The sequence below is a fragment of the Streptomyces sp. NPDC023573 genome, from assembly GCF_055559735.1.
In genome coordinates, this window is sequence record NZ_JBVHKB010000006.1 from 72790 (window position 1) to 85412 (window position 12623).

Consider the following 12623-nt stretch of genomic DNA (forward strand, 5'->3'; position numbering starts at 1 on the left):
CCCGCACCCGCGCACGGTTAGGCTCTGTGCTCTTCACAACCACCCTGGGAAGGGGAGGCATGAAGCCGTCCCGGCCGTTGTACGAGCGCGAACCGGAACTCGCCGCAGCCGCGAAGGCGTTGGACGCCCTCTGCGGCGGACAAGCAGCAGGCGGACTGCTGGTCTTCAGCGGAGAGGCCGGCATCGGCAAGACCGCGCTGCTCGGAGAGATCCAGGCCATGGCAGCCGACCGCTGTACCGTCTGGTCCGCGCGCGGCGGGGAGACGGTCACCTCGGTACCGTTCCACGTCGTACGCCAGCTGCTCCAGCCCGCACTGGCCCGATTCCCCGCCGACGAGACCCGCGCCCTGTTCGGCGACTGGTTCGAGATCGCGGCACCCGCACTGGGCCTTGCCGATCCCAGCGGACCGCAGCCCGACCCGCAGGGTGTCAGGGACGGCCTCGACCACGTCGTGTCCCGGCTCGCCTCGCGCCTCAGCCACCGCCCGCTGCTCCTCATAGTGGACGACGCGCACTGGGCCGACGGCGAATCCCTCGCCTGGCTCGCCGGTTTCACCGCGCGGCTCTCCGAACTGCCGGTGCTGGTCGTCCAGGCGCACCGCCCCCAGGAGCTCGCCGACCGCGACGCCGACTGGGCCATGGCCCGCACCAAGGAGAGCGGCACCACAGGCCACCCGGCGCTGACCAGGGTCGCGCTGCGCGCGCTCACCCCCGAGGCCACGGCCGAGCTGGTGCGCGCCGGCCTGGGCGACCACGCGGACGACCCTTTCTGCCGCGAGGTCTGGGCCGTCACCGGAGGCAACCCGTACGAAGCGGTCGAACTCGTCGCCAAGGCGCAGGACCGCGAACTGGCGCCGGTCGAGGAGTCCGCCGGCCTCCTGCGCGAGCTCGGCGCCTCGGCCAGGGGCAGCGGGCTCGTCGCCCGCCTGGAGCGCCTGGGCACCAACGCCAACCGCTTCGCCTGGGCCGCTGCCGTGCTCGGCACCGAGATCTCCCAGGAGCTGGCCGCGACACTGGCCGGAATGAGCTCGGCGGAGGCCGCCGACTGCACGGCCCGGCTGCGGGACGCCCGTATCGTCAGCGGCTTCGACCCGCTGGAATTCGTCCACCCCCTCATCGCCACCGCGGTCTACCGCTCGATCCCTCCGGCGACCCGCACAGCCATGCACGGACGGGCGGCCTGGGCGATCACCCAGGCCGGGCTCGGGCCGGCCGCGGCCTCCCGCCATCTGCTCGAAGTCCACCCGGACGACGACCAGGAGCTGGTCGCGCAGCTCCGCGAGGCGGCACGGCAGCACCTCGCCGTCGGCGCGCCGGAAGCCGCCAGGCGCTGTCTCGAACGCGCCCTGGACGAACCGCCGCGCCCCCAGCACCGGGCGGCGCTGCTGTACGAACTGGGGTGCGCCACCCTGCTCTCCTCGCCCGCCACCACGGTGCAGCACCTGCGCGCAGCGCTCGACACACCTGGGCTCGACGAGACGCTCCGCATCGACGCCACCTTCCGGCTCGCCTCCGCCCTCTCCCACAACAACCAGCTCAAGGACGCCGCGCTCTCGCTGGCGGCCGAGGCCTCGCGAACCGCTCCCGGCCCCGGCTTGATGCGTCTGCAGGCCGCGCACTTCCTGTGGGAGGGCATGCAGGCCACCGAGGACGACGGGCCCGCGCGGTCGGCCCGTCTCGCCCGCAACGCCGACCACCTCAAGGGCCGCGACAACGCCGAACGCGCCCTGCTCATCCTGCGGGCCTTCGACGCCATGCTCCGCGGCGAGAACGCCCAGCTCGTCGTCGGCTTCTGCGAACGCGCCCTCGTCGACGGGAGGCCCGCACGCGGACTCGGCTGGACGGACTCCGAGTGGGGCTTCGAACTCCCCACCAGGGTGGGCATCACCTACGCGTTCACCGATCAGCTCGACCGGGCGGAGGAACTCTTCGGCGAAGCCGTCCGTGCCTTCGAGATCTCGGGCTGGAGCGGTGCGCACCTCGCATTCGCCCACACCCTCCTGGGCCTCGTCCACCGCCGACGCGGCCGTCTCGCCGAGGCGGAGGGCTTCCTGCGCGAAGGGCTGCGCCTGGCCGACCGGGCCGGCAGCGGACTGCCCGTCCACTGGGACGCCACCTGTCTCCTCGTCGACACCCTGCTCGCCCGCGGCCGGACGGCGGAAGCGCGGCTGATCGCCGACCGGTACGACTTCGGTCCGCCGTATCCCAGCGCGATGGTCCTGCCGGACGCCCCGTGCGTACGCGGACGGCTGCTGCTGGCCGAAGGGCGCACGGAGGAGGCCGTGGCCGAGCTGGAGGCGGCGGGAGCGGCACTGGAGCCACGGGGCCGCTTCAACGGCGTCTGGGCGCCCTGGGCCGGGGATCTCGCCCGCGCCCTGGCCGACACGGACCCGGCGCGGGCCGCGCGGCTGGCCGCCGGGGCGCGGGTCCACGCGGAGCGTTTCGGCACGGACACGGCGATCGGTGAGGCCCTGCGCTGTGTGGCTCTGTTCGAACCGGAGGAGGAGGCCACCCGCCTGCTCGCCGAGTCCGTACGACACCTGGAGGCGTCCTCGTCGGCGTACGAGCACGCAGTGGCCCGATTCGAGTACGGCACCGCGATCCGCTCCCGGCAGGAGCTCGCCCGGGCCGGGAAGCTCGCCACCGCCTGCGGCGCCGAAGGGCTGGCGATCCGCGCGCAGCAGGTAGGGGCGTCGATGCGGTCCTCGGAGTGAGGTAATGTTTGTCCTGCGCGGTCACCCGGGAAGCCGGGGGAATCGCATCGGGACGTAGCGCAGCTTGGTAGCGCACTTGACTGGGGGTCAAGGGGTCGCAGGTTCAAATCCTGTCGTCCCGACTGGAGACAGTCGCAGGTCAGGGCCGGTTTTGGAGAAATCCAAAACCGGCCCTTGATCATTTTTGGGGACCAGTTGGGGACCAGCTGGAGGTCCGGCGTCCTTGACCGGGTCAGCGGGTCAGCGGGTCATGACTATGGGGCTCGGCAGTGAGCGTGGTGCGCGCAGCACGTTGAAGTGGGCCGAGAGCGCCGCCCCGGCGGCCGTGATCTTGTGGACGTCCGGGTGTAGATAGCGCTGGGTGGTGGTCAGTGAACCGTGGCCGGCGATTCTGCGGAGGACGTGCACTTGGACCCCGGCGTCGGCGAACCAGGTCAGTCCCGTGTGTCGGAGGTCGTGGCGGCGCAGATGCTCGTAGCCGAGCTTGGTGACGACGTCGTCCCAGTGCGTGGCGTCGCGCAGGACGGCGGTGGAGATTCGTCCGCCGCGCGGGCCCGTGAACAGGCGCGCGTCCGGATTGGGGCCTGCGGACAGGATGCGCTGGGCGACGAGGGGGCGGATCTCCTCGACGATAGGAACCTTGCGGGCCCGCTTGCCCTTGGTGCCCTTGTCGGTCAGCCCGCCGGGCGCGGGTGTGGTCTGACGCCGCACGGTCCAGATCCACTGGGTGGTGTCGATGTCTCCGACGCGGCAGCCTGAGATCTCGCCGATCCGTGCGGCGGTGCACGCGGCGAAAATGACTACGTCTCCCCAGCCGCGGTACTCGTCGTGGGAGGCGGCCACGAGCGCGTCGGCCAGTGCGAGGAGTGTTTCCCAGTCGGGCAGGGCGAGCGCGCGTGGGTCAAGAAGTTCGTCCTCGGCCTGCTTGTAGAGCTTTTGCCACCCGGTGACTCGGGCGGGGTTGACCTTGATGATGCCGTCGCGGACTGCCTGCTCCATGACGCGGACCAGGACGGCGATGGTGTTCTTGACCGTTGAGCGGCTGAGCTCGTCGGCGATCCAGTTCTGTACGGTGCGGTCGACAACGCCATTGGTGATCATCCGGACCGGGACGTGGCCCAGGGCGGGCACGACGCGCGTCCGCCAGCCTGACAGGTAGGGGTCGAGTGTTTTCAACTCCAGGCCGCGCAGGGCGAGGTCCATGTTTGCGTTGCCGTATTCGGCGAGCTTCATGGTGGCGAGCGACGGGGACAGCCCTGCCTCAGCCGCTTCGATGATGGACTGGAGCCACTCCTGCGCTTCATCCTCGTCCGCCTTCCCCTCCGACAGGGACAGACGCCGCTTCGCAGCCGGGTCGAACCAGCGGACTCGCGCGCGGTACGGGTTGGGGCGATCAGGCCGGTACTCGATGTCGGTGGTGAGTCGGACACCTACCGGCACAATGGCCTTGTCGGCCATCAGGCTTCTCGGCGCGGGACGGTCCGGTGGCGACGCAGCCATTCCTCAACGTCGAGCGCGCTGTACATGATGACGCGTTCCGAAACGGAGACGAACGGCGGGCCCTGGGGTGGCCGAGCGGTGCGCCAACGGCGCAGAGTCGAGGTGTTTACTCGCAGGCAGGCGGCGAGGTCTCGCGTCGAATACCAGGTATTGGTCAGGAGAGACGAGCGGCTGTCATTTTGGATAAAACGGGCACCGCCCTCATTCTGTGTGTGTGTCTGACTGTCTGTGTAGTCTGCTATCGGTTCGGTGGGCAAGGGTGGTGGATCTCCGGGGGTACGGAGCACCATAGGGATACAGAAGGCGGTCGGCGACAAGCGGGGCGGCCCGCAGGTGGAGAACCGTGGGGTTCTGCATACACAGAAGCGGTTAGTCCCTTCTGTTGGAACTGATCCGCAGTGGTGCTCTGGGCAAACGGTGGACAACAATCGTCTGCAGAAGCGCCGGTTTGGCTAACCGGCGATGTGCGGCTATGTTGCCCTCATTTGCGACGCGGTGAGCGTCACGTACTGTGCCGATAAATGCTTCTCGATGACACACCGCGTGGAGTGCGTCGCCAGCCTCGAACCGGCCGTGAGGGCTCCTGACCTGTGGATTTGCCCGTGTGCATTATGTGCGGTGTGGCCGTTACAGGCGATATCTTGACGCTGAAATGACGCTCCTGACGCTCATTCTGATGGGGTGTCAGGCACACGTTGGGCAGGTCAGGGGGCGTCAAGGCTGCGAGTGACGAGGTGACGCCGAGGGCTGATGACGCTCAAAGCGGAGTCGTCGGGTCCTGCAGATCAGATGTCGCGGAAGAGACCAGCCAGCGCGGTGACCTGCGGCGATGTGAGGGATTCGGTCGCTGGCCTGGCAGAATGGTCTTTCAGTTGTTTCACGCTCGTGCCAGTTGATGAAGCCGAAAGTCCCAGAAATGTCCCAGAGCGCTTCCACGGCTGACGGAGGCTCTTTCGGCTTCACTCGGGCATGTCCCTTCTCGTGGTGTAGGCGATCAGTCGTCTGACGTGGCGGGCAGGACGGTCGGGGCCTCGGGGTAGAGGGTGTCCATGCTCTCGTTGGAGAGGTAGCGGCGGGGGGAAGGCGATCCATTCGTCGTGGAGTTCGGTGAGGGCCGCGGTGGCCAGGCGGAGGACGGTGGCTGGGTTCTGGAAGACCTGGACGACGTTGGTGCGGCGTTTGATCTCCCGGTTCAGCCGCTCGAGCGGGTTCGTGGACTGGATTTTCTTCCAGTGCTGGTGCGGAAAGTCTGCGAACGCCGTCAGGTCTTCCTTTGCTTCCAGCAGCATCTCTCTGACCGCGGGGAACTGTCGGCCGAGCATGTCGGCGACGGTGTCGAGCTGGGTGCGGACCGCGTCTGCGCTGGGCTGGGCGAAGACGGTGCGGATCGTCGCGGCGATCATCTCCGCCGAGCCTTTCGGGATCACGGCGAAGATGTTTCGGACGAAGTGGACCCGGCAGCGCTGCCAGGCGGCGCCGAGCATGACCTTGCGGATCGCATTGACCAGGCCGCTGTGACTGTCGGAGATGACCAGGCGGACGCCGCTCAGGCCGCGTTCTCGCAGGTGACGCAGGAACTGGGTCCAGAAGGCCTCGGTCTCGCTGTCGCCGACCATGACGCCGACGACTTCGCGGCTGCCGTCCTGGGTGACGCCGGTGGCGATGACGATGGCCTGGGAGACGATGCGGTGGTCGACACGGGCCTTGACGTAGGTGGCGTCGAGGAACAGGTAAGGGAAGCGGATGTGGTCCAGCGGACAGGACCGGAAGTCGTCCAGCTGCTCGTCCAGGTCCGCGAAGATCCGGGAGACCTCGCTCTTGGATATCCCGGTGTCCGAGCCGAGCGCCTTCACCAGGTCGTCGACCGAGCGGGTGGCGACGCCGTGGACGTATGCCTCCATGATGACCGCGTAGAGGGTCTGGTCGATGCGCTGCTGGCGCTCCAGCAGGCTGGGGAAGAAGCTCCCGACCCGCAGTTTGGGGATCGCGTGCTCGAGGTCGCCGGCCTGCGTGGTCACCGTTTTCTCGCGGTGCCCGTTGCGCCAGGTGGTGCGGGTGTCTGTGTGTTGGCCCCACTCGGCGCCGATCTTTGTGGTGGCCTCGATCGGTTCCTGCAGCAGCCGTTCGGCGACCTCGCGGACGAGTGCAAGACCATCGGCCGAACGTAGTGACTCAAGCAGGCGAAGTAGGTCATGCTGGAGCAAGGACACCGTGCACCCCCCCAGGGTCGAACTGCCCGTTCGCTCGGGGCAGTTGCACGGTGGCCTGCCAGCTGAGCAGGGAGCACTCACCGGCAGACGGGTGCACCTCAGGGAGCAGAACCCGCGCACTCAACCGCGAAGATCCCCTACACCACACAGCGGGACGCCATCCTCAGTGCCAGCCTCGACGCTCATGGCGCCTCCCAGGGCCCCACCATTCCGTGGCTCCGTCGCCGTGGGCGAGCAGATGTGGGTCAGGTCGCGGGCGTCATTGAGAGTGCCCGATGTGGTTCTTCAACCAAGCGCCCAGGTTCGCGTACGCCAGCGCACGGGCTGGGGCGAGAGACAGAAAGACGTCATGCCGGGCGTCTGGCACCGGAATGACCGTGGTGTGGTTCCCCAGGCACCCCGACCATCGGGCGATCTGGGTGACGTCCAGGACTGTGTCCGCCCGGTCACTGGCTTCCGTGTACTTCCGCGAGTAGTGAGTCTTGTCGGACCGCAGGACGAGTGAAGGGACACCGACCTCCAGGCCACGGTGCAGACGTGCGTGGCCTCGGCGGACAGCGTTGAGCCAGCCGACAGTGACGGGAAAGCCCTCGCGCGGCTTGAGGCCGAGGTCGTAATCCCACTCACCGGTGCCGCTCACGTGCAGAGAGTCTCCGTAGACGGTGCTCGGCGGGAGGCTGAGCCGGCGCAGAGGCTGAACCTTCGTGAGCCCGCGCATCGCCCAGGTGACCGGCCCGCGCATCGTGGCGGAGCCCTGCAGGTCGAACCAGGGGCTGTTGAGTATCAGCCCGGTCACCGGTGCCACCTTGCTCTGGCGTCGGCGGCGGTCCAGCCACAACGGTGTGATCAGTCCCCCTGTGGAGTGCGCCACGACGAACAGCGGGACGTCCCCGCGGTCTTCGCCGATGAGCCGGAGGGAGCGTTCCAGTTCCTCGTCGTACATCTGGAGGCTGGTGACGTAGTGCGCGGTTTGGCCGGGCTGTCGCGCCCGCCCTGACTTGCGCAGATCCAGGCCGTAGAAGGCCAGTCCGCGCTCGGCGAAGAAGTCGGCCAGGGCGGTCTGGAAAAAGTAGTCCGCGAAGCCGTGCACGTAGAGGACTGCGCCGGTGCATGCCTCGCCGAGTCGGGTGGCACGACGTACGAGAACGGCTCGGATGCTGCCCTCGCCGTCCGGGTCTTCGCCGAGATCGATGACATTGCGGGCATAGCCGTCGCCCAGGATGTCCGGCTCCCAGCCGTTCGGGGGGCCTGCGGGCACGGCTGCGGCGGGGTGTGTCACACGGCCTCCTTGGTTCGGATTTCGTCGCCACCGACCCGGTCGCTGAGCTTTCGGGTGCCGGTGAGGGTCCGGTCCAAGTTGGTACGCAGGGTGCTCAGGGAGTCGAGTACGTAGTTCTGCCGTACCCGCCAGGGGGCGCGGTCGCTCTGGCGGGGGAAGGCGCTGATCGAGCGCTTGACGTATCCAGCGGCCAGATCCAGCAGGGGCCGTGCGGCGAGGTCGGCGTCGGGGCGGGGCTCCACAGCGGTGTATCCCCGACGGTCCATCCACGACAGGACGTTGCAGACCAGCCGGTGGGTGAGATCGGCGCGGAGGGTCCAGGAAGCGTTGGTGTAACCGATACACACCGCGAAGTTCGGGACTTTCGTGATCAGCGCACCGTTCCATACGAACTGGTCGGACAGTTCAACCGTGCGCCCGTCGACCTGCGGGGTGATGCCACCGAACGCGAGCAGACGCAGGCCCGTGGCTGTGACGATGATGTCGGCCTCGATGACCTGCCCTGACTCGAGCCGGACGCCTTCGGGGACGAATCGGTCGATCCGTTCGGTCACGACCGATCCACTGCCGGACTTGATGGCGCGGAAGAGGTCACCGCCGGGTACCGCGCACAGCCGCTGGTCCCACGGGTCGTACGGCGGCGTGAAGTGCTCGGCGACCAGGCCGGCGTCACCCAGAATCTTGCTGTTGGTGCGGGTGAGCAGCCTGCGGGCACTCTGCGGACGGCGGCGGCAGAACTGGTAGAAGGCGGTGCTGACGGCAATGTTCTTCACCCGCACCGCGCGGTGGGCGACAGTGGGTGGAAGCAGCGCCCTCAGCCGCTCGGCAATCCGGTCCCGGGACGGCACCGCGCTGATCCAGGTGGGCGTGCGCTGCAACATGGTGACGTGGTCGGCGGCATGCTCGCCCTTGAGCAAAGAGGGAACGAGCGTCACAGCGGTGGCACCGGAACCGATCACCACGACCCGCTTTCCGGAGTAGTCGAGGTCCTCAGGCCAGTGCTGTGGGTGCACGACGGTGCCGGTGAAAGTTTCGGCCCCGGTGAACTCGGGCGAGTGCGGGTTGTCATAGTCGTAGTAGCCGGCGCAGGAGTACAGGAAGCCGCACGTCATGCTCCGACGGCTGCCATCCTGCGGGTCCTCGACCTGGACGTGCCAGCGCGAGGTGGCGGTGTCGAAGTCGGCGGCCACCACCTTGCTGGAGTACTGGATGCGCCGGTCGATGCCGAACTCCGTCGCTGTCTCATGGATGTAGGACAGGATCGAGTCACCGTCGGCCAGCGATTTCGTCCCTCGCCACGGCTTGAACAGGTAGCCCAGGGTGAACATGTCGGAGTCGGAGCGAACTCCTGGATAGCGGAACAGGTCCCATGTGCCGCCGAGGTTCTGGCGAGCTTCCAAGATCGCGTATGTCGCACCGGGACGTTGGCTCTGCAGCCGGTAGGCGGCGCCGATGCCGGACAGACCGGCCCCGACGATCAGCACGTCGACGTGCTCGGCCTGACGGCTCGCGGGTGATGCCGACGGAACAGGTGCACTAGGTATCGCCATGCCCTCAGCCTTGCCCCCGGCGATGCAATACCCTTGCCCCTCAGCGACATCTTTTTACCTCTGGACGACAGCAGGATTGCGTGGAAGTCAGGAGAGGTCCCGTGGATTACATCCGGTCCGCAGCCGTGCGGGGGCTGCGCGCGGTAGTCGCAGAGCTGGGAGGAGACGCTGAACGGTACGCCCGGCGGGCGGGGTTGATGCCTGCGGTACTGGACCGCGACGATGTCATGATTTGCAGCAATGCGATGACTGAGCTGCTGGAGTCGGCTGCAGCGGATCTCGACTGCCCCGACCTCGGCCTGCGGGTGGCGGCGCGACAGGACCTGGCCCTGCTCGGTTCGTTGGCAGTGGCGATCCAGCACTCTCCGACGCTGAGGGATGCGCTGGAGTGCACGTCACGTTACCTGTTCGTGCATGCCCGCGGTCTGAGTCTCACCATGGGCGACGATCCGCGAGGCAACCCGGATGTCGCGGGGCTGTACTACGGTCCCGTCGACACCGCCAGTCCGGTGCAGGGGGCCGACCTCGGACTCGGCTTCACACACCGGGCAATTCAGTATCTCCACAAGGGGGCTTACGGGCTGTACAGCGTGGAATTGCCTTACCGGCCCCCGGCTTCGGGCCAGGTGTACCAGAAATTCTTCGGGGCCCCGGTACGTTTTGGGCAGTCCTCTCACGGCGGCGCGGTGCTGCGTGTGCCCCGGCATCTGCTCGGCTTCCAGCTCAGCGATGTCAACGACAATCTACGGCGGCTCGCGCTGGCGTTTCTGGCCGAACAGGCACCCTCTCTGGGGACTGCAGTGCTGCGGCCCGAGTTCGCTCCGCGCGTCCGCGCCATCGTCCGGGAGTCCCTTGGCACGCGGCCGATCGAGGTGGCAGCGATCGCCCGTCTGCTCTCCATGCATCCGCGCACTCTGCAACGGCGGTTGGAGGAGGAGAACGTCCGGTTCGCCGGCCTGGTCGACGAGGTCCGCCGTGAGAAGGCCCTCAGCCTGCTCACGACGACCGACCTTCCACTGAGCCAGGTTGCAGGGATGGTCGGCTTCGCTGAGCAGTCGGGACTGTCCCGCGCTGCCCGGCGGTGGTGGGACGCCTCCGCGCGGGATGTGCGCGCACGTCGCCCCGGTACGGAGAGCCGCTGACTGCAGTGGCGCTCAGCGACCGGTGGAGGTGTTGGGGATCGAGCCCGGTGCGGCTGTCGCGGCGCGGCGAGGGCGGCCCTGCAGGATATGCAGTGCTGCAGGATAGCCGGTGGGCAGGAGGCGAGAGAGGAAGTCCGGTATGACGGCCGACGCCGCAATGAGGACACGGGGCCTGCGCTTACGAACACCTTCGAGAATCAACGTGGCCGCCTTGTCGGCGGGATAGGTCAGAAGCTTCTCGAACGCCTTCTTGCCCTGCGTCTCTTCTTCTGCCGTCCCGCTGGCCGCCATGCGCGCCGTCTCGGCGATGCGGGTGCGGATGCCGCCCGGATGCACCGTGGTCACGCCGATGCCCTCGGTCGTGAGTTCCTGGCGCAGCACCTCCCCGAAGCCGCGCAAGGCATACTTGCTGGCCGAGTAGGCCGACTGTCCCGCTACACCTATCAGTCCGAAAACGCTGGAGACGTTGACGATGTGACTGCCGGGAGACTGCCGCAGGGACGGCAGCAGGCCACGACACAGGGCGACCGGCGCTTCGAAGTTGATCGCCATCACCCAGTTGAACTCCTCCATCGTGACGTCGGAGAAGGCGCCCCCCAGTGCGACGCCCGCATTGTTGATCAGCAGGTCCACGGAAGGTGAGGCGGCCAGGATCCGGCCGACGAGATCCGGGAGTGCTCCGACATCGGCCAGATCTGCCACCTCGGTGTGCACCGCAAGGTCGGGACGACGCTCACGGGCCTTGCGCGCCACCGCCTCGAGCCGCTCGGCGTCGCGGTCGATGAGCACCATGTGGCTGCCGAGGTCGGCAAGTTGGTAGGTCATCTGCTCGCCCATGCCGCTTGCCGCACCAGTCAGTACAGCATGCGCGCCTTCGAAGCCGAACGAGGGGAGAGACATGCGGGATCCTTTCGAGAGGAAGCCCCATCATGGTTCGAGCAGCCGGTGAGTTACTTGCCGCCGGACGACCGAAAGTTGCCTTGAAATGACAACCAGGCTGCCTGGCCCGAGCCTGCGGGACCTGCCGCCTGCACCGTGCCGCCCTCTATATCGCCCCGGCCCGGGGGCAGCGGACCATGGCTGTGGATCCATTGGTCAGCCACGTTCGCAGTCGTCGGATCGGCTGATGCGGTGGGGAAGATCTGCGAACACCGTCAGGTCCTACCTGGCTTCCAGCAGCATCTCACTGACCGTGGTGGCGCTCGCACGTGACGGGCGGAGACGTAGCCGAATGCCATGACGGGACCGATGCTGTTCCCGTTGGACGGGAAGTGGCCAGCCATCACGTAGGCCTGGTCGCAGCCCGCCGCGCACAGGTTGGGGACCGTCTCGCCGCCCACGCGGTTTGACGAAGGCGCGGCATTGCCGTCAATCAGGGCGCCCTGAGAAAGTCAGCAAGAGCCCGAGGTCAGTCCGTCGCCGACCATTCCCCGAGCAGCTCGCCCGCGGCATGGGCACCTGTACCAAGCCGTGCAGCTGCGGCCGGCCCATGCGCTGCCCGTACCTCGTCTCGGGTCAGTCAGTAGGTTGCCCGGCCACCGCTGATGTCGTAGACGGCGCCGGTGGAGAAGCTGACCCGGTCGGAGGCCAGGAAGGCGACGAGTTCGGCCACTTCTTCCGGTCGCCCCACTCGCTTCATCGGTATGAGGCTCGTGATGTGCGCCAGGACGTCGGGAGCTGTGCTGTCGTTCATGGGTGTCGCCACGACGGCCGGCGCGATGACGTTGACCAGGACGCCGCTGGTGGCCAGTTCCTTGCCGGAGGACTTGGTGAGCGCGATCACTGCGGCCTTGGAGGCGGAGTAGATCGAGAGGTTGGGGTTGCCGTCCTTGCCGGCCATGCTGGCGAAGTTGACCACGCGGCCCCAGCCCCGGTCACGCATGCCGGGTACGAAGGTCCTAATCGTGTTGACGGTGCCCAGGACGTTGACCTCGATGACGCGACGCCAATCGTCCGGGCTGGTTTCCAGGAGCGGCTTGTTCGGGCCGACGATGCCGGCCGAGTTGACGAGTACGTCCACCGGTCCGATCTGGTCGGCTATGCGGAGCAGTGCCTGTTCGTCCGTCACGTCCGCGCACACGTCAGCGCCTTCGATGTCGAGGGTGGTGACGTGCAGGCCGTCAGCCCGGAGCCGCTCTGCCGTGGCAGCTCCGAGGCCGCGCGCCCCGCCGGTGACGAGGGCAGTCCTGGTGGTGGTCATGTCTCTCCTGTGATCTGGTGCCGGGTGG

The 12623-nt window shown here is 67.8% G+C and carries 8 protein-coding genes, 1 tRNA gene and 1 pseudogene; 3 read left to right on the forward strand and 7 right to left on the reverse strand.

All coding sequences use genetic code 11. From position 1 onward, the window contains the following. Positions 1-59 precede the first annotated feature (59 nt). Both ACZ32T_RS20435 and ACZ32T_RS20440 read left to right on the forward strand, forming a co-directional pair. Positions 60-2714, forward strand: coding sequence for an ATP-binding protein (locus ACZ32T_RS20435; protein ID WP_467368156.1), 2655 nt, complete (start codon positions 60-62; stop codon positions 2712-2714). Positions 2715-2762: 48 nt separating this feature from the next. Then, positions 2763-2836: transfer RNA gene (locus ACZ32T_RS20440), tRNA-Pro, on the forward strand. Positions 2837-2954: 118 nt separating this feature from the next. Here ACZ32T_RS20440 and ACZ32T_RS20445 read toward each other — a convergent pair. From ACZ32T_RS20445 to ACZ32T_RS20465, 5 genes and pseudogenes are all read right to left on the reverse strand, one after another. After that, the gene (locus tag ACZ32T_RS20445; RefSeq protein WP_364945889.1) at positions 2955-4172 is read right to left on the reverse strand and encodes a site-specific integrase; all 1218 of its coding nucleotides are present in this window, start codon (positions 4170-4172) and stop codon (positions 2955-2957) included. Further along, positions 4172-4504 (reverse strand): helix-turn-helix transcriptional regulator, encoded by a 333-nt coding sequence (locus ACZ32T_RS20450; protein ID WP_386304306.1) that lies wholly within the window; start codon positions 4502-4504, stop codon positions 4172-4174. Before ACZ32T_RS20450 ends, ACZ32T_RS20445 begins: the two co-directional genes overlap by 1 nt. Positions 4505-5208: 704 nt before the next feature. Next, positions 5209-6424: pseudogene (locus ACZ32T_RS20455) on the reverse strand (IS256 family transposase). 259 nt (positions 6425-6683) lie between these two features. After that, positions 6684-7703: an alpha/beta hydrolase gene (locus tag ACZ32T_RS20460; RefSeq protein ID WP_467266942.1), complete on the reverse strand. Its 1020-nt coding sequence runs from the start codon at positions 7701-7703 to the stop codon at positions 6684-6686. Further along, the gene (locus ACZ32T_RS20465) at positions 7700-9253 is read right to left on the reverse strand and encodes a flavin-containing monooxygenase (protein ID WP_467266944.1); all 1554 of its coding nucleotides are present in this window, start codon (positions 9251-9253) and stop codon (positions 7700-7702) included. Before ACZ32T_RS20465 ends, ACZ32T_RS20460 begins: the two co-directional genes overlap by 4 nt. A gap of 101 nt (positions 9254-9354) precedes the next feature. Between ACZ32T_RS20465 and ACZ32T_RS20470 the strand changes: the two genes are divergently transcribed. Further along, positions 9355-10395 (forward strand): AraC family transcriptional regulator, encoded by a 1041-nt coding sequence (locus tag ACZ32T_RS20470; RefSeq protein WP_467266946.1) that lies wholly within the window; start codon positions 9355-9357, stop codon positions 10393-10395. 12 nt (positions 10396-10407) lie between these two features. Here ACZ32T_RS20470 and ACZ32T_RS20475 read toward each other — a convergent pair whose 3' ends face one another. Further along, the gene (locus ACZ32T_RS20475; protein WP_467266948.1) at positions 10408-11295 is read right to left on the reverse strand and encodes an SDR family NAD(P)-dependent oxidoreductase; all 888 of its coding nucleotides are present in this window, start codon (positions 11293-11295) and stop codon (positions 10408-10410) included. 619 nt (positions 11296-11914) lie between these two features. Beyond that, complete coding sequence (locus ACZ32T_RS20480; RefSeq protein WP_467266950.1) at positions 11915-12595, reverse strand: SDR family NAD(P)-dependent oxidoreductase; 681 nt, start codon at positions 12593-12595, stop codon at positions 11915-11917. Positions 12596-12623 lie beyond the last annotated feature (28 nt).